Here is a 22,388-nt window from a genome sequence, read left to right as displayed (position 1 = left end):
AACAGTCTCGCCGGAATGGCGCTGTCTCGCAACGTGTGAGTGGCACCAGGGTTCCGATCACCCATGGAGTTCGGTGCTGGTGTCGCTTGTTGTGACATTGACCTGTACCGACATGTCGTCGAAGTCGCATGCCTCACCATCATAGCTGCCGGAGAGCGGAACGGCCTGTTTTGGATCTCGCGCTACGCCCACTCTGATCAGGTCGCGATTGCCGACGATGCCATTGGTAGGGTCGAACTCTACCCAGCCGGCGCCGGGAAGATAGATCTGGCACCAGGCGTGGGTTGATCCGCCACCGAGAACGCTCGATCCATCACGGTCAGGGACGTAAATGTAGCCAGTGACAAATCGGGCTGCCAAGCCGAGAGAACGAGCCGCCTCCATCATCAAAAGCGCAAAATCGCGACACGTGCCGCGCCGAAGTTGCAGCGTCTCGAGCGGCGACTGCGTTCCATGTTCCAGGCGCCTGGCGTAGATGAAGCTCTCGTGTATCGCATAGCATAGGGTCATCAGGAGATGACCGGTTTCGGTCGGCTGCCCTATCCGAACGAACTGTCGCGTCCATTTACCGACCTCGTCGCCGGCGTCGGGGTAATGCCGATGGATCGTCCGCTCCAGGTCGAAGCCCTCGTCAGTGTCGTATGCAAAGGGATAGGTCAGCGCTTCTTCATTGATCTGCAGATCCATGGCGACCTGCTGCGTATGTTCGAGACGGATATTGGTCTCGAAACGAAGTTCGCGAGCGAAACCGGTAAAGCCGACCCGCGCGACGCAGTTTCCGAATACGTCGTGAATCCAGCGCACGTATTCCGGCTTTGGATAGATATCCAGATCGGAACTCAAAAGCGTCTGGTCGAAGCTATCCCGCGGCCGGAACATCAACCTGTGCTCTCCGAATTCGACCGGTCTGTGATATCGATAGGCAGTGATATGTCGGACGGAAAATATCGTCATCGAGTCCGCACGTGAAAACTGCGACGCAGGAAACACGCATCGCGTGTTAAACCAATATCCGTCGCTCCGTAGATAAATGAATATGCCGACCAGCGTCACGTGGCCAGTGGATGGTTTGCACGTTTCTGATTGCGTTCGTGCCTCTCGGCAAGTTTGCGCTCGCGCTGCCTCAATATCTGTCTGTCACGGACAGCTTGAAGTTTAGCAGCATCGGATCCCGGCTCGGCATCCGGTCTCCTGAACATGTTTTTCGCAATGGTCATGGCCCTGGCCATATCGGGTATCCTCGCGTTGATTGCGAATGGGCGTTTCGCTGTCAGACATTGCCAAGCCGCTAGAGCGCCCGCAAATCCAGAACGATCAAATTTTGGCGGGTCGCCTTGTAGGCTTTTTCGGCAGCCTTTTGAATGTCGGGGCGCAAAGCATCGAAGGCCTTTAGATGGTCGCCGGGGCTCGCAGTCCTATAAGGTTGGTCGCCAGCCAGCATCTCGACTGGCACAAGAAACCGGACCTCGAACATGCCATCATGACCCAAAAAGCGAATACGCCGGTTCACTTCGTCATAGCTGCGCGCCTGGTTTGGGAAAGAGAGGGCCATTAGTTAATCCTCTCGGACCACCGGTCGGGACAAATATCCTTGCAGCCGTTATCGGCTACCGCTTCAGCGGTTGCTCCACGTTCCGGAGTCTTGTCACGCCACGACACGGGACCGAGGGCGGAACCCATGCAATGCTCTGAGATGTTGGAAGACATGTCGCCCTCCTTTGTTGGGGCGAGAGCGTGGGCCCTCAGCGGCGGCGCCCTTGAAGCGAGACGCCAATATTGATCAAGATAGTGCGGCATAATTTATTTGCAAGTGCGATCTAAAATTCTGAAATCGATTGTAAAATCAGAAATGGAGGACGACAATCGAACTAATATTTCTGCAGAAAAAATATTATCACATATATTGACATTGAAATATTCAGATTGAGGCCAATGTTATCATGAAATATTTGAATTGAATTTTCGCATGAAAACATTTTACGGCTGAAATATCAGTTATTTCAGATTTCACAGACGGAAAGCGCTGCGAATTTCAGGCGAGGGATCGACGCCTCGTGTGAAAACCATTCCGATCTCGGATCACCCTGATCTTAGCGGCTCAGATCAGGAGGCACGCATGTCATTCGAACGGACAACAGCCAGGGTCATATTCAAACCTTGGGGCCGTTACGATTTAGGCCCCTGGAATGGGGATGGTTACCAAGGAGCTGTCGGCGAACTTTTGTTCGAGCGGACGGACCCCCAAACCCCAGATCCCTCATTGCTTCTCAAGCTGCTCTTCACCAGGCAGGATTTGTCGATACAGGTTCATCCCGACGATGATTGCGCCAAAAAAATGGGGATGGCCAACGGCAAGACCGAGGCGTGGTATGTCCTTGCTGCGGATGAGGATGCTCGTGTCGGGATCGGCCTTGGCAGGCCGCTGACCAAAACCGAACTCAAGAATTCTATAGCAGATGGATCGATTGCAGATCTTGTGGATTGGCGCATTGCAGGCGCGGGTGACGCCTTCTTCGTCAAGGCGGGAACAATTCATGGGATCGGTGCCGGTCTCGTCATTGCCGAAATACAGCAAAGAAGCGACACGACATTCCGCCTTTTCGACCACGGTCGTTCGCGAGACCTTCATGCCGATCAGGCGGTGGTGGTCGCCGACCTCGCGCTGACGAAACCGGACGCGATCCCGATCAACTTGACTGTCGAGCGAATAAAGCTCGTATCCTGCCCATTCTTTGTATTCGAGCGGGTTGATCTTCCCCCAAAGACGGCCTGGGAAATTCAGGTCGAATGCGAGACATGGGCACTCGTCATAGGCGGTGAGGCGACCATAGGCTTCATGCGTGCCCGTGTAGGCGACGCCTTTTACGCTGACGAAGGCAAGACTGCGGTTGCCGTCGGCGGCAACGGCGTCACGATCCTCTTGGCTTATGCTGCCAGCATTCCCTACCCCAACCTGCTGCGTGAACTCGATGATGAAGTGACAAAGCCTCGAGCTATCGATCAGGCGAAGTCGGTCGTCCTGCCATTCGGTTCAACGGAGATACGCCTGTGACCCATCCCCCAAAAATTGCCTTTATCGGTAACTCGCTGCCCCGGCGCTGCGGTATCGCGACATTCACAACGGATCTCCAGCAGGCCGTTGCAGGATCAGCCGCCAACGTTCAAACTGTCATCGTGGCGATGACCGACCACGGCCATTCCTATGAATACCCTGCAACCGTCCTGCATCAGATCTCCGATGGCAGCCTTGAAGATTACATCCACACGGCGGACATTCTGAACGCAAGTCGGTTCGATGTTGTCTGCTTGCAGCACGAGTTTGGGATATTTGGCGGTGATGCCGGAAGCCATATCCTGTCGCTTCTGTCTCGGTTGACGATGCCGGTCGTGACCACACTCCATACCGTGCTCGCAGAACCCGATGCTGTGCAACGCCGCGTCTTCTCGCGGATCATCGAAATATCGGCAAAAGTGGTGGTAATGGCGGAAAAAGGCCGGACGCTGCTGCGTCAGGTTTACGGCGTGCCAGAGAACAAGATCGAGGTGATCGCACACGGCATTCCCGACATCGCTTTCTCCTCGCCCGACGAGGCGAAGCGGAAACTCGGCTTCGAGGACCGCTCCATCATCCTGACATTCGGTCTTTTGTCGCCGAACAAAGGCATCGAGGTCATGATTGATGCAATGCCGCAGATCCTGAAGAGCCAACCCGACGCGGTCTACGTCGTTCTTGGCGCTACTCATCCCAATCTCGTCCGCAGTGAAGGCGAGGCCTATCGCGAAGCACTTGTTGCCCGCGCGCTTAGCCTGGGGATCGAAAGCAGTGTTGTGTTCCTCAATCAGTTTGTTGATCAATCAACACTGCTGAATTTCATTTCCATGTGCGACGTCTATGCCACGCCGTATTTGACCGAGGCCCAAATGACATCGGGCACGCTTGCCTACAGTTTTGGTCTTGGAAAGGCTGTCGTCTCGACACCCTACTGGCATGCAGGCGAACTTCTGGCAGAAGGGCGGGGCGTTCTCGTTCCTTTCAGCGATGCCAAGTCCATTGGAACGGAGATCGCCAACCTGCTGACCGACGACGTTCGGCGTAACGATTTGCGTAGACGCGCATATGCGGAGAGCCGATCAATGACGTGGGAGAGAACAGCGGAACGATATCTCGCGCTCTTCGACGATGCGATGCAACTTAGACCTCGTGCCAAACCGCTTGTGTCGGGCGGAGGAGTGTTGCTGCGCAGACCTTTTGCATCACCCGAGCCGCAGTTCGCGTATTTTCTGTCCATGTGCGACGACACTGGATTGTTCCAGCACGCGGTCTATTCCGTACCAGATCGCTCGCACGGGTATTGCGTTGATGACAACGCTCGCGCTCTGCTGCTGTCGGTTGCGCTGAATACGACGGGTGAAGAACGTCTGCCCGAGCCATTGGCGATGCGCTTCGCCTCCTTTGTTCAGCATGCCTGGAATCGCGACGAGAAGCATTTCCGCAATTTCATGGGTTTTGACAGGCGCTGGCTTGAAGATAAGGGGTCGGAAGACAGTCACGGCAGAACTTTGTGGGCGCTAGGAGAATGCGCGCAGAAGGATATCAGTCCTTCACGTCGGCAATGGGCTGCTGCCTTGTTTGCTGATGCCTTGCCGACCACCGAAGGCTTTCAGTCTCCGCGGGCGTGGGCTTTTACGCTGCTTGGGCTCGATGGATATTGCGCGGTGCGCGCCGATGACTTTTCCGCCAAGCGGCTCAGGCTAATTCTGGCGGCTCGCCTCCTGGACCTGCTGACGCGCGTCGAGACGCCCGACTGGATCTGGTTCGAAGAAGGGCTTTCCTACGATAATGCGCGACTGTCACAAGCATTGGTGTTGACCGGCCTCGCGACGGGTACGCCTGCCTATGTCGCGGGTGGCATCAGGAGCTTACACTGGCTGATTGCCAAGCAGACCGCCCCCCTTGGACATTTTCGGCCAATCGGGACGGATGGCTTTAGTGATAGGCGCGCGCAACCTCGCGGGTTCGACCAGCAGCCTCTTGAGGCGACAGCAACCATTGCCGCCTGTCATGCAGCATGGCGTGTCGATCGGGATCCCGAATGGAAGCGCGAAGCGGATCGCGCCTTCGCCTGGTTCCTGGGTGAAAACGATCTCTCCATACCACTCGTGGATATCGAGACAGGAAGCTGCCGAGATGGCCTTCATCCCAAGCGGGTCAATGAAAACAGGGGCGGAGAATCCGTAGTCTCCTATCTGCTCGGGCTTGTGGAGCTTCGTAAGCTTTCTCGGGCAATCGGCCAACCATCAACGTTCACACCGTTTCATGCCCTGAGTGCATAAGCGCTCCGACACATCCAGACAGATCGAGATCATCTTGTCCCAATCCACTTTTCTGAACCGCCAGGCGCTTTTCCTGCGTCCCGATCCGTCGCGGGTTGTCGTGCGCCCGTTCAAACCGGCAACAGAGCCGCGCGATCTCAATCCGACGGACAAGACACGCGCCAATCACATCGTCGATCGGGTTCTGGCGCTGGATCTGCAGACGGCCGAAAGCATGCTCGCGGATATCCTGGAAAATTTCGAAGGTCGCCACCGCAACTTGCTGGCAACATTCGAATGCCGGGCAGAGGACATGGAGGATGCGTTTACGCCGCATACGGAGTTCACCAAGGTTCAACGCCAGCTTGTCGGTGCTTACTTCCTGCATGAATATTCTTTCGAGGCTTCGGCGCTGTTCAACCCGAGCATCGTCGCGCATCCGGATCAATCGGGTGTCTCGCCCGGAAGCCGGCGCTTCATCCTGAGCCTGCGAGCCGTCGGCGAGGGACATGTCTCCTCGCTGACATTTCGAACCGGATTGATTAAAGCGGACGGAAGCGTGGAAATCGAGCCTACCGCGCGTCTTGCCTCGACACCTAAAATACAAACGCCGCGATCCGTAACCGGTGACGAGCCGGTGAAGCTGAGTTTCTCCGCTCAGCAACATATTAGTGAAAGGGTGATCTTTCCGATTACGCCTGCGCAGTCGAACGGTATCGAAGATGCACGGTTTGTGGCTTTCGAAGACAGCGGGCAAACAAAATTCTACGCCACCTATACCGCCTATAGCGGCAAGGCCATCCGCTCGGAACTGCTGGAGACCGACGATTTCATCTCGTTCCGGATGACGCCGCTTCGAGGATCAGCGGCAAGGAACAAGGGAATGGGATTGTTTCCCCGCAAGGTCGACGCCCAGTATGCGATGATCGGCCGGCAGGATAACGAAAATCTCTATCTCATCTATTCCGATGATCTCTACACCTGGGATGGAGGGCAACTCATCCTCAGTCCCAAATTTCCATGGGAATTCGTTCAAATGGGAAATTGCGGCTCGCCGATAGAGTTGGACGAGGGGTGGCTCTTGTTGACCCATGGTGTCGGTCCTGTGCGCAAATATGCGATCGGCGCAGCGCTGCTCGACAAAAGCGATCCGTCCAAGGTCCTCGCCCGCTCCAGAGAACCGCTTGTCAGGCCGGAGCCATCGGAACGGGAGGGATATGTCCCGAACGTCGTCTACACTTGCGGCGCCATGCGCCATAATGACCAGATTATCCTGCCCTACGCGGTCTGCGACACGTTCTCGAATTTCTCGACAATCAAGATCGTCGATCTTCTGCTTACCCTTGACGGTTAACGATCCACTCGCCTGAACGGAGAAGAACTCGCATGTCTTCGATTATAACGGTTGGTTTTCGTCTGGAATGGGAACACCCGGTGATCATCAGACACGACCACTATCAGGACAGGGCAATCCAGTCTCCGCGCGAAGCGTTGAAGTATCTCACTACAGGCTTCACCATCCGGAGTGGGCAACCGTATTGGAGTGCTGTGAGTGCCTGCAATGCCGCACTTCGGCATAAGGGAGATCTCGAATTGTCTCGGGAGACTTTTGTCGCTGCTTATGCAGAATATCTTGTAAAAATCTATCCGAACCGGTGAGATGTTCTGTCTAAGTGCCTTAGTTCATCTACTTTCAGTCCGAACGCATGCTGTATTATGCCTATGTGCTTTATTGTCTGGTGAAATGAGGGCCACTCCGTCGTCGGTTCGATTTCCTTCGAGAGCAAGCGGATGGAGCAAAATATAAATGCGGAAATAATTTCCGCATTCGATGAAGGGCGCGGGTTCACATCCCATCAAGACCAGAGAAATTTGCAAGTCTCGCTGCGTTCAGGCCCCCGCAACCAAAACCTACGCTACAGCTCTATCGTGCGCAAAGGATCGCCACCCGCATGGTCCGAAACCCGGCCTCGGGGAGGGGGCGGGGCGTCAGCTTAGAGCTTGACCTGCTATAGCGCGGCGCACACCTCTTCGAAAAACTCTATTTTCGTGTACTCCGGATACCCAAATATCACCTCTCACAAAGAGGCCTTGCAATACTCTTTATGAATGCGCCATTATGTGAACCATGGGTTCACTGAAAGAAGATAAGCTAAAGACAGTTCTCCAAGCCGTCCCGGCCGGCTTTGTCGTGGATGCGACATGGCTGGAAAAACACGGCGTCAGCCGGTTCCTGACCCGCAAATACATAGACAGCGGCTGGCTGGAGCGCCTTGAGCGCGGGGTTTTCCGCCGTCCGGCCCCGCAGCCGGCCCCGCTCGACTGGCGGACCTGCCTGCTTTCACTCCAGCATATCATGAACTATCCGGTCCATGCCGGTGGCAGCACCGCGCTCAGCCTGCTGGGCCACATCCATTACCTATCTCTCGGTACGTCCCGGCCCGCATGGCTCTACGGCGATACCATACCGACATGGCTGGCACGCCTTAAGCTCGACACGCCGTTAACGATGCGCAGCCTTTCCCTGTTCAGTGAAGCCGATCTCGGCCTCATCGAAAACAAGTCGGAGAGCGCGACCACGTTGCCCTGGGGCTGGGCCATGCGGATATCCTCCCCGGAACGCGCGATCCTCGAAGCCCTCGACGAACTGCCGGAACAGGAGAGCTTCCATAATCTCGATATGGTGTTCGAAGGGCTCGCCACGCTCAGCCCGCGCCGCCTCGCAGCACTCCTCAACAGCTGCCGCAAGATCAAGGTCCGCCGTCTGTTCTTCGTTTTCGCTGACCGCCACAATCATTCCTGGCGCAAACGTCTCAAGGCAGAGGACTTTGACCTCGGCACCGGCGACCGCGCGCTGGTGAAGGGCGGCCGAATACATTCCCGATACCGGATCATGGTCCCTCCGGAATTCGTACAGGCAACAGAAGAAACCGATGGCCCGTGAACCTTACGCCGCGGAGGTATCCTTGCTGGTGCGCCTCCTGCCGTTCATTGCGCAGGAGAAGGCTTTTGCCCTCAAAGGCGGTACGGCCATCAACCTGTTCTACCGCGAAATGCCGCGCCTTTCGGTCGACATCGACCTGACCTACCTGCCGGTGCGAGACCGCGCCGAGAGCCTTGCCGACATCAACGAAACGCTTGACCGGATCATGACCGCCGCCAGCCGTGGCATCGCCGACCTTGATGCCCGCCGCATCGACGGCGGCGGCGGCGGCGCAACCCGCATCCGCGCCCGCCTCCGCGGCGCCGAGGTCAAAATCGAAACTTCGCCCGTCACAAGGGGCGTCGTCCACGATCCAGAGGATCGCGCCGTATCCGCCGCCGTGGAAGATGAGTTCGGCTATGCCGCCGTGCAGGTGGTGTCTTTCGAAGACCTGTTCGGCGGGAAGCTCCATGCTGCCATGGACCGCCAGCACCCGCGCGACCTGTTCGACGTCAAGCTCCTCTATGAGAACGAAGGGCTCACCGACGAACTTTTCCGCACGTTCCTCGTCTACGTCGCCAGCTCACCGCGACCGGCGCACGAACTGCTCCGGCCGTCACGCAGCAATCTCGATGAGCCCTATGCGCGCGAATTCGTCGGCATGACGACCATCCCCGTCAAGCTCGACGACCTCATCGCCACGAGGGAACACCTGATCGCCGATATCGGTGCGCGCCTCGACGCGAATGCGCAAAGGTTCCTGATCACGCTACACGACGGCGAACCGGACTTCGAAGCCATCGGCTTGCCGCAGGCGGCAGAACTTCCCGCTGTGCGCTGGAAGCTGCTGAACCTGAAGAAGCTCGGCGCCGAGAACCCTGACAAGCACAAGGCACACGGGGACGAGCTCAACAAGCTCTTCACCTGACGGAGAACCAGATAATGAAAATGGAGCCTTCCTAGCGTTTTGATACGCCCAGCCCAATGCCTTTAGAAGCAGTGCGCGGGTTCGAAACGCTGATCTGCGAGGTTGCGGCACAGGGCAACGGCTGGAGCCTACTCGAACATTTCAAGAGCCACTTCGGCGGGTCGGGCAGCAGCTCTTCGGGGAGCTGGGCGGAGTTCGATCTGAATCGTCTCTTAGGTCACGCTGCTGAGAACGCACCGCTTTTCATCGAAGCCTTCTCCCCTCATCAAAAAAGCTCTGGCGGAACCTGAATTCGCCCGACGGTCCCAACGTCTCGTGGTGCCGACATCGAACCCTCGATGTGTTCGATGCCGGGTATATTTATTGGACGATACCGAGCCGTTTACCGACGCTCGGGGGCGTTCGAGTACCTGCTTCCTTTGTCATGCCAACGATGGCGTCTTTCCCCAGGCCGTGAATTTCGAGGCTGCCAAATTCTTGATGGACGCCGCCAAGCCACAAGCCGCAAGCGTCGGCTTCTGGATCAGGAAACGCCTCCAGAAAGAAGGTCCGCAGGGGAGGGGCATATCCGATGATTACTTCCCGGTCCGTCTGGGTTGGCACTGTCACGGTAACGTTGTGACGGCTCATATCGCGTCCTCCTTGTCATTATGCTCAAAAACTCTGAGCAGCGTTGATTGAGGAGACAAAGCGCTTCGTCCGTCCGTTGGTGGGCGAGCGAAAAATCTCTGCCGGTGAGCCCGTCTCGACCACAGAGCCAGCTTCCAAGAATACGACGCGACCGGCAATCTGCGAGGCTAGACGAAGATCGTGTGTCGCCATCACCATCGTGGTGCCGTCACGGGCCAGCCGCGCGAGGACGTCTACGACTTCAGCAGCAAGCTCCGGATCGAGAGCGGATGTCGGCTCGTCACAGAGCAGAACCTGTGGGGAGGGGGCGAGAGCCCTGGCGATGGCAACCCGCTGTTGCTGGCCCCCGGACAGGTTGGAAGGCCAAGCATCCGCCTTATGGTCCATCCCGACCTTCGTGAGTAGTTCCAGCGCGCGATCACGGGCCTTTTGCCTCGACCACTTTTGAACCACTATCAGACCCTCCATCACGTTCTCGATGGCCGTACGGTGAGGGAAAAGTTGGAAGTTCTGAAACACCATACCGGTCTGTTGGCGGATCTTCTGGATATCGCGCCAACGCGGCTTCTCGCCGGGCCGGAAGTCGATACGGTCGTTCCCGATTTGGACGGCCCCGCTGTACGGTTGTTCGAGGAGATTGACGCAGCGTAGGAGCGTGCTTTTCCCTCCGCCGGACGGTCCAACCAAAGCCGTGACCGTACCTTCTGGAAGACTGAGGGAAATGTCCTTCAGGATCACGGCGTCGCCGAAGCGCTTCTCGATGTTCTGCAAAGTGATCATCGGTTGGCCTCCAGGCTCCCACCATACCTAGAGAACCTGACCTCCATCCGAGACTGCAGCGCTGAAAGGACGGAACTCAGGATGAGATAGATGATTGCTGCCTCGATATACAAAATCAGCGGTTCGTACGTGGTAGCTACAACTCGCTGAGCTGCTTGAAACAGTTCTGGTACCGTAATCGCAGCGGCGAGGGAGGTGTCTTTGACGAGAGAGATGAATGTGTTTGAGAGAGGCGGGATCGACACTCTGGTGGCTTGGGGCAAGATGGTCTTCCGCATCGCCTGCGACCAATTCATGCCGGTCGAATAAGCAGCTTCCCATTGACCTTTCGGAACCGAAGAGATCGCAGCACGGATGATCTCAGATGTGTATGCTCCGATATTCAGCGTGAACCCTATAAGCGCGGCGGGGAAGGCATCCAGCAGAATACCCACGCTAGGGAGTCCATAAAAAATCACGAACAGCTGAACCAACAGGGGCGTGCCACGGATGATCCAAACGTAAAAACGTGCGACGGCCGCAAATGGCCAAGCGCCGAAGAGCCTCGCCACAGCCGTCAGCAGGCCGAGAACCAAACCCATGGCAAAGGACATTATCGTCAGGGGAACGGTGAACTTTACGCCCGCCCAGAGTAGAGTGGGCAGGGCGCTCATCATGACTTCAAGCCAGTGTGACACTTTGATCCTCTAAAAAGAATGCGTCCGGCGTTGGCAGCCGGACGCTTCAAAAGTCCCTTTGACAGGTCGATAGGCCTCTATTTCGAGACGTCCTGTCCGAAATATTTGTCAGAGATCGCCTTGTAGGTGCCGTCAGTCTTGATGTCGGCAAGAGCGTTATTGATCGCCGCTACCAGATCGTCATCGCCCTTGCGGACGATGATACCAGAGTAGTCAGCGTCTGCTTGCTCGGCAACAATCTTCACCGGGGCCTTCGGCTGATGCTTCTTGAAGTCTAGGAACGAGAGGCTGTCGTTGATCGTCGCTTCCGCTCGGCCTGTGAGGACAAGCTGGATCGACTGATCGAAACCGTCTGTACCAACAATCTCTGCCCCAGACGCCTCAGCGAGCTTGCCGAAATTGCTGGTAAGGGACTGCGCAGACTTTTTGCCTTTCAGATCGCTGAAGCCTTTGATGTCGGAATTCCCCTCCTTGACGATCAGGACCGCTTTTGACGCGATGTAAGGGTCGGAGAAATTGAATTTCTGTTTCCGGGCGTCGGTGATGCCGACCTGATTGATGACGGCGTCATAGCGTTTGGCGTCAAGACCGGCGATTAGGCCGTCCCATTTGCCCTCGATAAATTCGGCCTTCACGCCGAGCTTTTTGGCGACGGCTTCTCCGATTTCGACATCGAACCCGACCAGTTTGTTGCTGGAATCGTGGAAGGTGAAGGGAGCGTACGTGCCTTCGGTCCCGATTTTGAAAACGCCAGCGCTCTTGATCTGGTCAAGATTCTCGCCCGCATGAACCGGGGCAACCAAGGCCGCTTGCAAGGCACCTGCCACAACTAATAGTGAGAGCAACTTCATTTCACGTCCCTTTTGAGATCGATAGTCGACTGCTTCCTAATGCAGGATGTTGCGCGTGTTGTAAGGAGATAGCTTCGCATCAAAAAGCGGCAAGTGGGAATAATTTACTCATTTTCGGATGACGTTGGCGGCAACTAGCGTCCAGAGACACGAGTGCACCGGGTCTATACCATCTGAACCGTACCGGGTATGCCGGAGGCCATTTGGTTTGAGTTATGCGGCCTTACCCAGGTCGAGAGCATTTAGGGGGAGAGCGGGATCGCGACCGCGTCCGCCCGAATAGCTGGCAATACGCGATGTACGAAGACTACCGCGGGGCTACAGTGACATGAACCCTGCAAGACCAAGGCCGACATCATGCTCGGTGAAGCGCGAGGGCGAGGGACAGCAGGCCCATGCTCAGGAAATATAGTCCGACGACCATGGGAAGGCTCGGCACGGCTTTCACGGCTACCCGGGCGACCGCCCGGCGGCGGCGCGGATATGACGAAGTTGCGGTCATCGTTGAGCCTCCTTCGCATTGGAAACCGGGGCGCGTTGCGTTTCCCTCCGTGTCGCCTTGGGAGCGGTCCCGCGCCCGATCTGGCGCGCGGCAGGTCCCTTGTTGTCCCGCGGGATCGATCCGGTGACGGCATGTTCAGGTTTCGCCATCGGAACTGGAGCGGTTTCCGGGAACACCAGATCGGGGATCCACGTCGCGGATGCCTCTGCCGTCGGGGCGGTCGCCGCGATGAATGCTGCCACCGCGGAGATGACGAGGAGACGTCGGGTCTGCTTGCTTGTGTCGGGCATTCGCATTTCCTCTCTGTTGTGACGACGACGTCGAATTCGTCATGAGGGAAGGATAGGGAACCGAGCGACGACGCGGTATTCTATACAGGTCTCGTTCGGGTAACCCCTTGGTATGAGCTGCGTAACCCACTTCGCACCGCGTCCGTGGGATGACGGACGCCAAGGTCATTTTCCGTGCGTGTCCGCCGTCGACAGCTGCGTTAGCGCATGTGCTTTTCTCGCGCGGACGACCGGGGGGCCTACACCAACGGTGGCAGAAGGTTCATCAGCAGCACCATCACGAGGCCGACCACCGAAACGATCGACTGGATGACGGATATTGTCTTTGTGGCCTCGCCCATCGTCATGCCGAAGGACTCTTTCACCAGCCAGAACCCCGCATGGTTCGCGTAATTGAAGAAGAGCGACCCGCACCCGATCGCCAGTGCGAGGAGGGGAGTGTTGACGGGTTCCGCCATCGCAAGTGGGGCCAGGAGCCCGGCCGCGCCGACGATGCCGACAGTCGCCGAGCCGGTGGATACGGACAGCAGCATCGAGATCAGCCAGCCGAGGATCAGCGGCGAGAACGCGAACTGCTGGCTGAGGTGGACGATGGCATCACCGACTTTCGCGTCGGTGAGCACGTGCTGGAACGCGCCGCCGCCCGCTATGATCACCAGCACGTTGGCGATCGGCTTGAGGCTGGCAGACATTGCGTCTCGTAGGCTCTCAGCATCCCCCGACTTGGTGTAGACGAAAACCGACGCCGCAAACACCACGCCGAAAAGCATCGCGATCACCGGGTCGCCGACGAATGCCGCGAGGCGGGTCACGGGGGACGACGGAGGAAGGGCAAGTTCCGCGACCGCGTTGAACAGCATGAGAATGGCGGGCAGCAGGGCCACCAGAACACTCGTCCCCAGCCCCGGCCGCCACTGTCCACCGATCGGTACAGCCACTTCGGGGCGCGAGAACTGTCCGACAAGAGACGCATCCGGTTTGACAGCAAGCCGCGGGGCGATGAACGCGCCGTAAACCGGACCTCCAAGCACGATCGCCGGGATCGCCGCCACGAAACCGTAGAGCATCGTCGCCCCGACGTTCGTCTTGAGGGACGCGATCGCCGTCAGCGGACCCGGATGCGGCGGCACCATTCCGTGCATGGAAGCCAGTGCGGCGATAACCGGGACGCCGACGTAGACATAGGCCGATCCGCGTATGGCGGAGCCCTGCTCGAGCTTCCTCGCGACGGTGAACACGAGGGGAAGCAGCACGACGAGACCGACTTCGAAGAACATCGGGATGCCGACGACGAACGCGACACCCGACATTGCCCATGGCAGCATGGGGACCGACGTCCGCTTTATGATCGTGTCCGCGATGCCGTCCGTAACACCGTTCTCCGCCATGATCTTGCCGAGCATCGCGCCGAGGGCCACTACGAGCCCGACAGCGCCAAGGGTGTTGCCCGCGCCGACTTCGATCGACTTGACGACCTTGTCCACGGGCAATCCGGCAAGCAGGCCGACCAGGACCGACGTCAGTAAAAGCGCCAGCAGCGGGTGCATCCTGATGCGCGACACGATCAGCGCCACCAGAAGGACGACACCTCCGGTGGCGATGGCGAGGAGTTGTATATCGAAATCGCTCATTTCTCTTTCCTGAGACGCTTGCGGAACGGCTGACGGCCGTTCGGTATCGCGAATGGTCTGGGGAAAGACCGTGACTGAAAAGGCGATGGGTTTCTTGTACCAACGCGGCGCTCTGATTGCGCCGTCCCTCCATCGCATCCTCTCGCATTCCGTGCCCACCGAACGGATGTTTACTCACCAGCTGAGTTAAATTTTCCGCGGCGGGGTGGGAGGGCGGGATAATACAATCTAAAACGCAGCCCCCGGGCGAATTTTCCTCCGCCAAGCCGCCGAGCCTGTCGCGTCGATCACCCGCTTCGACAGCATGCTCGCGGTGGCGTGTCCAATGACATCCGAAACGGAAGGAAACACCCATGAAGGCCAGATTTTTGTTGGCTCTCGGCATTGCCGCGCTGATGAGCGGAACGGCTTTAGCCGAGACCATCCCCGGAGCAAACGAACCGATCGTCAGAGGTAACCCCGTGCAAAAGAGCTATGGCGTCTATATCGATCAGATGATCGCCGACTTCATCGAAAAGAACCAGCTCCCCGGACTGACGCTGGCCATCGTCCAGGCACCCTACATCCCGCGCTCGAGCGGCTACGGCAAGACGAGCATCGACAGGGACGAGCTGGCCTCGACAAAGACGATGTGGAATGTCGGGCCGATTACCCAGGCCTTCACCGCAGTGGCAGTCATGCAGCTCAAGGAGCAGGGCAAGCTCAACCTCGACGACAAGGTCTCGAAATATGTCGTCAACCTTCCGGCCGCCTGGAAGGACGTTACGCTGCTCGAATTGCTGCAGCACAGCTCGGGCATTCCGGACTACCGCGAGAAGCTCGACGACGCCAAGCGCTACTCGCCCAAGGAACTGGTTGCTCTGGTCGGCGACAAGCCGCTGCTCTTCGAAAGCGGCACGAATGTCCGGCAGAGCGCTACGAATTCGACACTGCTCGCCCTGGCGATCGAAAGCGCGAGTGGCATGAGCTACCACGATTTCGTCTGGAAATACCAGATCGAGGCCTCACGGCTGACAAGCACGATGTTCCCCGAAGACATGAAAACCATGGCCCGGACCGACAGGCCCGAAACCATGCCGGCGCACGATAACCAGCACTCGCACTTCAAGGCAGAGGTCGATTACATCAGCCCCGTCGAGCCTGCGACCGGTTATCGCGAGGTGGATGGGCATATGGTGCCGGTTCCGGCGGACATCTCGGAAAACCTGTTCGGATTTGGCAACATCTGGTCTTCGGCCGAGGACATCAGCAAATGGGATATCGCGCTGGCGGGCTCCGTGCTGATCAAGGACATCGCCGACCGGGACGTCATCTACATGCCGACGAAGCTCGCTAACGGCACCGTCGTTCCGGCGATGGCAGGCTGGGAATTCACCAAACATCCGGGATTTATGGAGGTGAAGGGCAACTCGCCCGGCTTCAGCTCCTACCTTAGCCGCTTCACGGCTTCCTACGAGCTGGTCTGCGTCACTCTCCTCACCGACAAGGAAGGCGTTGACCTAACGGTTCTCGCCCGGAATATCGCGGCCGCATACCGGGCCGATCTCGGACCGGCAGTCGATCCGCAGAATATCGTCGCGCAGGAAAGCAAGTTCGGCGCGGCCGAGACCGTCGCCCGGATCAAGGACGACCTGGCCTCCAAGAAGGTCCCGGTGTTCGCGACTTTCGACCATGCCGAGAACGCGACGTCCGTCGGCGAAAAGCTGCGTCCCACGACCGTGCTTGTTTTCGGCAATCCCAAGATCGGCACCAAGCTGATGCAGGCTGACCAGTCCATCGGCATCGACCTGCCGCTTCGTGTCCTGGTCTGGGAAGACGAGTACGGCCGCACGTGGGTCGGCTATCCGAACGTCGCCAACCTTGTCGACGGCTACGGCATCAAGGACCAAGCGACGGTCGGCACGATGACCAAGTTCCTCGACGGCGTGGTCGGCCGCGCCGCGAACGTCTACAGCTACTGACAGGAGACGACAGATGTTCGGACTCGATAAGCCCACCTCCCGTCGGTTCGCCCTCGGCGCGCTCGGCGCTTCCGCGGTGGCTGCCGTCACCGTGGGAGCGTCCCCGGTATCCGCGAAGGAGAAGACTGCGTACCCGGCCACCTCGCAGGGCGGCCGGAAGCTCCGGAACCTTTCGGCCAAGCTGGCAAAAGCGCCGCGCCGCCGCGACTTCACCTCCGTGCCTTTCATGGCCGACCGCAAGGATCTTTGGGATCACGAGGCGTCCGCCGTCCTTCTCGGATACGATGGTGGACCGCGGCAGGCGTGGGAGGCGTCGGAGATTTCCGCCGCCTGGCTCAACCTCATGCGGGAGTCGATGAACGGCCAGGTCTTCGCCCACGGAAACGAGGACTTCCTCGCGGTCGCGGCCGTGCACGGCACCGCGCATCACAGCCTTTTCAGCCAGACGATGTGGGACAAATACGGCCTTGCCGAGATGGCCGGTTCGAAGAGCAAACGCAACGACTTCATCGTCGGGAAATCCGGCGCGACTGAGAAGGACGACCACCAGGACGTCAACGGCTTCTACGGCCCGGCGAACAACAACATCTCATCGCTCCAGAAGCGGGGCGCAGTGTTCGTGGCCTGCCATGACTCCATCCACGCTATCGCCCGCGCGATCGCGTCCAAGGAAAGCAATTCGGGAATGCCGGCGGACGCGGTCGCCGCCGATCTGACGAACAACCTCATCCCCGGAGTGGTTCTCGTCCCCAGCGTCGTTGCATATCTCGCTGAGCTGCAGGACGCGCGGTTCACCTACGCCAAAGGCGCGTGAAAACCAGAAGTCGGTGCGGGGAGAGCGCCCCGCACCGACGAAATTGACAGCTTTTTCGTTTGTCGATCTGCTGTGGGCCGACCGCTCAGTCGCCTGGATCGCGGTCCGTCATCGCTCCGACAAAACGCACCACCGATAAATGATGGCAACTTTGTGTGTGGGATTGCATCCATTCAATCTCTGAAAGGAATCGGTCAATGACGAGCGATTGGGTAGACTGGTTCCCGATAGTCTTCTTCCCGCTGAAGATAATCGTGTTGGGCGTCGGCATGTTCTACGCCATCAAATGGCATCGCGATCAGGAAAAGAAGAAGTAGCCGCGACGCCAGCGGGCGATTCCCGGACTGCCACGGTTATCCCGACGGGAAGCTCGACGGCCAGGCCCGACAGGGTCCGCATGCCCGATATGGGTGGGATCGTGCAAGAAACTTAGTTCCGAGCACGCTGTAGTCGCATAAAATCAACGGAGCGTATGACCATGCACAGCAGACTTGAGCAACTGAACGAACAGGTCAGAGACGGCGCGGAAACCATGCCCGAGTTCGCCGATGTCACACTCGAACCTCTTCCGACGCCAAGATCGAAGCCGGACGAGCTTCTCGACGAGGCGCTGATGGAATCGTTTCCCGCCAGCGACCCGATGGCGTCGGGCCGGATGGACTGAGCCAAAGCGCGTAGCCATATCCCGGCTCACCCGCCACATTAAGGAAGGCGCTCGGGGCTTGAAGGTGCGGAACTGTCTTCTACCTCGAGCTAGGGTCCCGCTTGACGGCGAGGCTCTCCGGGGACGCGGCACGACACGCGATTTGCGCGGACATCATGCCGCGCCTCTCGGTGCTCCATTGAAGCGGTCTTGGCGGCAATCCGATTGCCTGCTCCGTCCGGCTGGTCTTCAACGGCAATCTCTCACGCAGGAGCCAAGCTTTTCATGGCAAAGCAGACTATAGCCGAAATGATCGTGGACACGCTGGAGGCCGCTGGCGTGAAACGCGTTTACGGTGTGACCGGAGACTCCCTGAACGGCTTGAGCGACGCCCTCAGACGCAAGGGAACGATAGAATGGGTCCACATGCGCCACGAGGAGGCTGCCGCCTTCGCGGCCGGTGCTGAAGCCCAGATCACCGGAGAACTGGCGGTCTGCGCGGGCAGCTGCGGCCCAGGAAACCTCCATCTCATCAACGGCCTCTACGATTGCCATCGCAGCGGGGCGAGGGTGCTCGCCATCGCCGCCCAGATTCCGAGCGTCGAGATCGGCAGCGGATATTTCCAGGAAACCCACCCCGACAAGATTTTCGCGGAATGCAGCCACTACACGGAGCTGGTCTCAACGCCGCAGGTCATGCCGCGTGTGCTTGATATCGCGATAAGGCAGGCGGTTTCCAAGCGCGGCGTTTCGGTGATCGTTATCCCTGGCGACGTCGCGATGGAAAAGGTGGACGCCGTCGCACCGGGACGCTGGGTCGTGCCGTCCGATCCGGTGGTCGTGCCGCGGGCAGACGACATCGACCAAGCGGTGTCTCTGCTCGATGCAGCGGATCGGGTGACCATCCTTGCCGGAGCGGGCTGCTCCGGCGCTCACGACCAGGTGGTCAGGCTGGCGGAAATCCTGAAAGCGCCCGTCGTTCACGCGCTCCGGGGCAAGGAGCATGTCGAATGGGACAACCCGTATGACGTCGGGATGACCGGGCTGATCGGTTTTGCTTCCGGCTACCACGCCATGAAGCAGTGCGACACGCTTCTCATGCTGGGCACGGACTTTCCATATCGGCAGTTCTATCCAAGTGATGCCAAGATCATCCAGATCGATATCGACGGCTCGAGGCTCGGGCGAAGGACGACGCTCGATCTCGGCATGACCGGAGACGTCGGTGCGACCATAGAAGCGATGATCCCCAAGCTCCGGCCCAAGGAGGACGACGATCACCTGCAGAACGCGCTGGACAACTATGCCGAAGCCCGCAAAGGGCTCGACGATCTGGCCACTGCCGGGAAACAGGGGCAGCCGATCCATCCGCAATATGTCGCCAGGCTTGTAAGCGAGATCGCCGAGGACGACGCGGTCTTCACCTGCGACGTCGGCACTCCGACAGTCTGGGCCGCGCGTTACCTCAAGATGAACGGCAAGCGACGCCTGCTCGGCTCCTTCGTCCACGGTTCGATGGCAAATGCCATGGTGCAGGCAATCGGGGCGCAAGCGGCGTTTCCAGGGCGGCAGACCATAAGCCTGTCCGGCGATGGCGGATTCGCGATGCTGATGGGGGACCTTCTCACGCTGCGCCAGCTCGATCTGCCCGTAAAGATCGTCATCATCAACAACGGCGTGCTCGGTTTCGTCGACATGGAGATGAAGGCCGCCGGGTTCCTGCCGTCTAACGTGGAGCTCAAGAACCCGAACTTTGCCGCGATGGCACAGGCGGGCGGCATCATGGGCATCAGGGTGGAACAGGGCGCGGATCTCGACCACGCGCTGAGGGACGCCTTCGCACACCCGGGGCCGGCGGTCGTCGACGTCGTGACCAACAGTGACGAACTCGCGATGCCTCCCAAGGTGACGCTCGAGCAAATCGGAGGTTTCAGCCTGTGGATGGCGAAAGCCGTCCTCAGTGGAAGAGGGGACTCAGTGCTTGATCTTGCGAAATCGAACATTCGCTGGTGATACCGGACGTGCGGAAGCCAGCCGGCGTTCGTCACGGACGTATTTCTCTTCAGGCACCTCTGGCCAGCACTGCCTTTTAACGCGGTTCACGCGTCGTGTGGTCCACCATCCGCACAGGGCCGACTGAAGCCATAACACCGTCCTCGCAGTCCGGGACATCATCGGCTTCCTGCCGGTGCGAACCTGTCCTTGCCCTGCTGGCTAAGGCACTGACGAGAGCGCTGCATCCTACAAGAAACGAGCCGCCAGTCGGGTTTTTGTCTTTCCAGCAAAGGAGAGACGACATGACCGAAGCAGCATCGAAGACGTCAACGAAATTCGCCGAACTCGAAGACCGGAAGATCGCCTACAGGCGGTTTGGCAAGGGCACGCCGCTCGTACTGAACATCCGCTTCCGCGGAACCATGGATTCCTGGGATCCGCTGTTCCTGGACGAGCTGGCAAAGAATTTCGAGGTCGTCATTTACGACTACACGGGGCTGGGAGCCTCGACCGGGAACCCGAGCTACGACCGGGCATCGCTGGTCAAGGACGCCAAGGACCTTATCGGTTTCCTCGGTTTCGATAAGGTCGTCATCGGCGGATGGTCGCTCGGCGGTGTCGTCGCCCAGAAATTCACGGCAACCCATCCGGAACTGGTCTCCCACACGGTGCTGATCGGCACGGCCCCTCCGGGCAAACCGGAAGTGAGCGGCGAGCGGCTGTTCATGGAAACGGCGATGCATCCGAACAACGGTCTGGAAGACCAGACCATCCTCTTCTTCGAGCCGGCCTCCGAAGCAAGCCGGGAAGCGGCAAAGCGCTCGCTCGAGCGCATCGAAAGCCGGAATGCCGATCGTTCCCCTCAGATTCCAGAGGCGGTCTTCATGAAGCTTCTCAGTGAGGCAAAGGACCGCTCCACGATCTATCCCGATCCGGAAGGTTCGGAAATGGCAGCTCTGGCCGCGGGTCCCAACCCGGTACTCGTCAGCGGCGATCACGACATTGCGTGCCCGATCGAAAACTGGCTCCCGCTCACGAAGATGTGGAAGTCCCTCCACCTCCTGACGGTTCCCCAGGCCGGACATGGGCCCCACCACCAGGAACCGGAATTCTGCGCGGAAACCATCACGTCCTTCGTCAAGAACGTCCGCTGACGAAAGAAGCCGCCGGGGCCAGTGCCCCGGCGGCTACTCATTTGAAATACCTCACGACCTTAAAAACCTTCGAGCACGATCTTGCCCTTGGCCGTGCCGCTTTCCAGCGTCGCGTGGGCCTTCCTGAGGTTCTCGGCGTTGATCGGCCGCAGGACTTCGGTGACAGTGGTCTTGATCGCCCCGCTGTCGATCAGTTCGGCGACCTTCGTCAGGAGCTTTCCCTGTTCTCCCATGTCGGCCGTGCCATACATCGAACGCGTAAACATGAATTCCTGGTGCACGGACACAGACTTCCGCTTGAAGCCCATAATATCGAGGCTATCCGGGTCGTCTATGAGACCGAGCCTGCCCTGCGGGGCAATCAGTTCGACGATTTCGGAAAGCTGCGACTTGGTCTCGTTCGTGGAAAACACGAACGCCGGCGCTCCGAATCCCAACGCCTTCACCTGTTCGGCCAACGGCTTCCTGTGGTCGATAACGTGGTGAGCCCCCAGCTGTTTGACCCATTCGACGGTTTCGGGCCGCGATGCGGTCGCGATGACGGTCAAGTCCGTGAGAGCGCGGGCAAGCTGGATCGTGATGGAGCCGACACCGCCCGCGCCGCCGATGACGAGAATGGCGTTGGCAGCCCCCGGCACGACCCTCCGGACGTCAAGCCGATCGAACATCATCTCCCACGCGGTGATTGCCGTGAGCGGCAACGCGGCCGCCTCGACGTCCGAGACCGTTGTCGGCTTTCTCCCGACGATGCGTTCGTCGACCAGGTGGTACTCGACGTTCGCGCCCTGCCTGACAAGCGATCCGGCATAAAACACGGCGTCCCCGACCTTGAAATCCTCCACGCCGTCCCCGACCGCCTCGATCGTTCCGGAGGCGTCCCAGCCAAGCACCTTCCATGAGCCCTCCGGTGGCGACATGCTTTTCCTGATCTTTCAGTCCACGGGGTTCGCCGAAACTGCCTCGACCTTGACGAGAATGTCTCGTCCAGTCGGTGCGGGCTTATCCAGCTCGATGTCGACTAGGGAGTCGGCACGATCCAGCGCGCCTGCCTGTTTGTATCCGATGGCCTTCATGAAGCTCTCTCTCTATTGGTCATAAGGATGCAGTTCAGACTGCGGGGCGATCGGTAGGATCAGACGGGGGGAGCGTATTGTACAAAAAGGTCCCGGAGGAACTCGACGCGATATGCGGCGGGAGCGGCACGTGACCCCGGACGCGTCCTTCGAGGCCGTATCGTACAATCTCCGCCGGCGCTTTGGCCCGACGTTGCCCAGCAGCGGACCCTACATGTCGCTT

At 58.8% G+C, this 22,388-nt stretch carries 19 protein-coding genes and 1 pseudogene; 11 read left to right on the top strand and 9 right to left on the bottom strand.

Annotated elements, in window-relative coordinates; genetic code table 11:
- Nucleotides 1–57: 57 nt before the first annotated feature.
- On the bottom strand, nucleotides 58–954 hold the full coding sequence (locus tag FHW37_RS26510) for a transglutaminase family protein (RefSeq protein WP_145641842.1): 897 nt from the start codon (nucleotides 952–954) through the stop codon (nucleotides 58–60).
- A gap of 334 nt (nucleotides 955–1,288) precedes the next feature.
- Nucleotides 1,289–1,552 (bottom strand): DUF1488 domain-containing protein, encoded by a 264-nt coding sequence (locus FHW37_RS26500; protein WP_145641838.1) that lies wholly within the window; start codon nucleotides 1,550–1,552, stop codon nucleotides 1,289–1,291.
- Nucleotides 1,553–2,116: 564 nt separating this feature from the next.
- On the opposite strand from FHW37_RS26500, the gene FHW37_RS26495 reads away from it, so the two are divergent.
- The 6 genes from FHW37_RS26495 (at nucleotide 2,117) to FHW37_RS26470 (ending at nucleotide 9,164) form a co-directional block, all read left to right on the top strand.
- A complete protein-coding gene (locus FHW37_RS26495; protein ID WP_186458406.1) occupies nucleotides 2,117–3,052 on the top strand; it encodes a class I mannose-6-phosphate isomerase in 936 nt (311 codons plus the stop codon).
- Nucleotides 3,049–5,334, top strand: a complete 2,286-nt coding sequence (locus FHW37_RS26490; protein WP_145641837.1) for a glycosyltransferase family 4 protein — start codon at nucleotides 3,049–3,051, stop codon at nucleotides 5,332–5,334. The genes FHW37_RS26495 and FHW37_RS26490 overlap by 4 nt, the downstream gene beginning before the upstream one ends.
- Before the next feature lie 34 nt (nucleotides 5,335–5,368).
- Nucleotides 5,369–6,667 carry a glycoside hydrolase family 130 protein gene (locus tag FHW37_RS26485; RefSeq protein WP_145641836.1) on the top strand — a complete coding sequence of 433 codons (1,299 nt, stop codon included), beginning with the start codon at nucleotides 5,369–5,371 and terminating at the stop codon, nucleotides 6,665–6,667.
- Nucleotides 6,668–6,699: 32 nt separating this feature from the next.
- Nucleotides 6,700–6,972 carry a DUF982 domain-containing protein gene (locus FHW37_RS26480; protein WP_145641835.1) on the top strand — a complete coding sequence of 91 codons (273 nt, stop codon included), beginning with the start codon at nucleotides 6,700–6,702 and terminating at the stop codon, nucleotides 6,970–6,972.
- Nucleotides 6,973–7,441: 469 nt separating this feature from the next.
- Entirely contained in the window at nucleotides 7,442–8,257 is an 816-nt protein-coding gene (locus tag FHW37_RS26475; RefSeq protein WP_145641834.1) for a type IV toxin-antitoxin system AbiEi family antitoxin domain-containing protein, read from the top strand.
- Nucleotides 8,247–9,164, top strand: a complete 918-nt coding sequence (locus FHW37_RS26470; RefSeq protein WP_145641833.1) for a nucleotidyl transferase AbiEii/AbiGii toxin family protein — start codon at nucleotides 8,247–8,249, stop codon at nucleotides 9,162–9,164. Before FHW37_RS26475 ends, FHW37_RS26470 begins: the two co-directional genes overlap by 11 nt.
- Nucleotides 9,165–9,524: 360 nt before the next feature.
- Here FHW37_RS26470 and FHW37_RS26465 read toward each other — a convergent pair whose 3' ends face one another.
- The 6 genes from FHW37_RS26465 to FHW37_RS26440 form a co-directional block, all read right to left on the bottom strand.
- A complete protein-coding gene (locus tag FHW37_RS26465; RefSeq protein ID WP_145641832.1) occupies nucleotides 9,525–9,794 on the bottom strand; it encodes a hypothetical protein in 270 nt (89 codons plus the stop codon).
- 24 nt (nucleotides 9,795–9,818) lie between these two features.
- Nucleotides 9,819–10,574, bottom strand: coding sequence for an amino acid ABC transporter ATP-binding protein (locus FHW37_RS26460; RefSeq protein WP_145641831.1), 756 nt, complete (start codon nucleotides 10,572–10,574; stop codon nucleotides 9,819–9,821).
- On the bottom strand, nucleotides 10,571–11,251 hold the full coding sequence (locus FHW37_RS26455; RefSeq protein ID WP_145641830.1) for an amino acid ABC transporter permease: 681 nt from the start codon (nucleotides 11,249–11,251) through the stop codon (nucleotides 10,571–10,573). Before FHW37_RS26455 ends, FHW37_RS26460 begins: the two co-directional genes overlap by 4 nt.
- Nucleotides 11,252–11,328: 77 nt before the next feature.
- Nucleotides 11,329–12,102 (bottom strand): amino acid ABC transporter substrate-binding protein, encoded by a 774-nt coding sequence (locus tag FHW37_RS26450; protein ID WP_145641829.1) that lies wholly within the window; start codon nucleotides 12,100–12,102, stop codon nucleotides 11,329–11,331.
- 498 nt (nucleotides 12,103–12,600) lie between these two features.
- On the bottom strand, nucleotides 12,601–12,894 hold the full coding sequence (locus tag FHW37_RS26445) for a hypothetical protein (protein WP_145641828.1): 294 nt from the start codon (nucleotides 12,892–12,894) through the stop codon (nucleotides 12,601–12,603).
- Between the two features lie 239 nt (nucleotides 12,895–13,133).
- A complete protein-coding gene (locus FHW37_RS26440; RefSeq protein ID WP_145641827.1) occupies nucleotides 13,134–14,525 on the bottom strand; it encodes a GntP family permease in 1,392 nt (463 codons plus the stop codon).
- 353 nt (nucleotides 14,526–14,878) lie between these two features.
- Here FHW37_RS26440 and FHW37_RS26435 point away from each other — a divergent pair, with 353 nt between their 5' ends.
- The 5 genes from FHW37_RS26435 (at nucleotide 14,879) to FHW37_RS26415 (ending at nucleotide 21,092) form a co-directional block, all read left to right on the top strand.
- A complete protein-coding gene (locus FHW37_RS26435; protein WP_210249327.1) occupies nucleotides 14,879–16,486 on the top strand; it encodes a serine hydrolase in 1,608 nt (535 codons plus the stop codon).
- Nucleotides 16,487–16,499: 13 nt separating this feature from the next.
- Nucleotides 16,500–17,300 carry a transcriptional initiation protein Tat gene (locus FHW37_RS26430; protein WP_145641826.1) on the top strand — a complete coding sequence of 267 codons (801 nt, stop codon included), beginning with the start codon at nucleotides 16,500–16,502 and terminating at the stop codon, nucleotides 17,298–17,300.
- Nucleotides 17,301–17,778: 478 nt separating this feature from the next.
- A complete protein-coding gene (locus tag FHW37_RS26425; protein ID WP_145641825.1) occupies nucleotides 17,779–17,964 on the top strand; it encodes a hypothetical protein in 186 nt (61 codons plus the stop codon).
- Between the two features lie 264 nt (nucleotides 17,965–18,228).
- Nucleotides 18,229–19,956, top strand: a complete 1,728-nt coding sequence (gene poxB, locus FHW37_RS26420; RefSeq protein ID WP_145641824.1) for a ubiquinone-dependent pyruvate dehydrogenase — start codon at nucleotides 18,229–18,231, stop codon at nucleotides 19,954–19,956.
- A gap of 284 nt (nucleotides 19,957–20,240) precedes the next feature.
- Nucleotides 20,241–21,092: an alpha/beta fold hydrolase gene (locus FHW37_RS26415; RefSeq protein WP_145641823.1), complete on the top strand. Its 852-nt coding sequence runs from the start codon at nucleotides 20,241–20,243 to the stop codon at nucleotides 21,090–21,092.
- 59 nt (nucleotides 21,093–21,151) lie between these two features.
- Here FHW37_RS26415 and FHW37_RS26410 read toward each other — a convergent pair.
- A pseudogene (locus FHW37_RS26410) lies at nucleotides 21,152–22,165 on the bottom strand (zinc-binding alcohol dehydrogenase family protein).
- Between the last annotated feature and the right edge of the window lie 223 nt (nucleotides 22,166–22,388).

It is taken from the genome of Neorhizobium alkalisoli, assembly GCF_007829835.1.
In the GTDB taxonomy this organism is placed as follows: domain Bacteria; phylum Pseudomonadota; class Alphaproteobacteria; order Rhizobiales; family Rhizobiaceae; genus Neorhizobium.
The sequence above is the reverse complement of the archived record's forward strand: the minus strand, read 5'-3'. Positions and strand labels throughout refer to the sequence as shown.

Excerpts from the sequence above, each read along its gene's own strand:
- FHW37_RS26475 (WP_145641834.1), top strand. The coding sequence starts at position 7,442 with ATGGGTTCACTGAAAGAAGATAAGCTAAAGACAGTTCTCCAAGCCGTC.
- FHW37_RS26510 (WP_145641842.1), bottom strand. The coding sequence starts at position 954 with ATGACGATATTTTCCGTCCGACATATCACTGCCTATCGATATCACAGA.
- FHW37_RS26435 (WP_210249327.1), top strand. The coding sequence starts at position 14,879 with ATGAAGGCCAGATTTTTGTTGGCTCTCGGCATTGCCGCGCTGATGAGC.
- FHW37_RS26415 (WP_145641823.1), top strand. The coding sequence starts at position 20,241 with ATGACCGAAGCAGCATCGAAGACGTCAACGAAATTCGCCGAACTCGAA.
- poxB (WP_145641824.1), top strand. The coding sequence starts at position 18,229 with ATGGCAAAGCAGACTATAGCCGAAATGATCGTGGACACGCTGGAGGCC.
- FHW37_RS26425 (WP_145641825.1), top strand. The coding sequence starts at position 17,779 with ATGCACAGCAGACTTGAGCAACTGAACGAACAGGTCAGAGACGGCGCG.
- FHW37_RS26480 (WP_145641835.1), top strand. The coding sequence starts at position 6,700 with ATGTCTTCGATTATAACGGTTGGTTTTCGTCTGGAATGGGAACACCCG.
- FHW37_RS26500 (WP_145641838.1), bottom strand. The coding sequence starts at position 1,552 with ATGGCCCTCTCTTTCCCAAACCAGGCGCGCAGCTATGACGAAGTGAAC.
- FHW37_RS26465 (WP_145641832.1), bottom strand. The coding sequence starts at position 9,794 with ATGAGCCGTCACAACGTTACCGTGACAGTGCCAACCCAGACGGACCGG.
- FHW37_RS26450 (WP_145641829.1), bottom strand. The coding sequence starts at position 12,102 with ATGAAGTTGCTCTCACTATTAGTTGTGGCAGGTGCCTTGCAAGCGGCC.
- FHW37_RS26445 (WP_145641828.1), bottom strand. The coding sequence starts at position 12,894 with ATGCCCGACACAAGCAAGCAGACCCGACGTCTCCTCGTCATCTCCGCG.
- FHW37_RS26460 (WP_145641831.1), bottom strand. The coding sequence starts at position 10,574 with ATGATCACTTTGCAGAACATCGAGAAGCGCTTCGGCGACGCCGTGATC.
- FHW37_RS26495 (WP_186458406.1), top strand. The coding sequence starts at position 2,117 with ATGTCATTCGAACGGACAACAGCCAGGGTCATATTCAAACCTTGGGGC.
- FHW37_RS26470 (WP_145641833.1), top strand. The coding sequence starts at position 8,247 with ATGGCCCGTGAACCTTACGCCGCGGAGGTATCCTTGCTGGTGCGCCTC.
- FHW37_RS26430 (WP_145641826.1), top strand. The coding sequence starts at position 16,500 with ATGTTCGGACTCGATAAGCCCACCTCCCGTCGGTTCGCCCTCGGCGCG.
- FHW37_RS26440 (WP_145641827.1), bottom strand. The coding sequence starts at position 14,525 with ATGAGCGATTTCGATATACAACTCCTCGCCATCGCCACCGGAGGTGTC.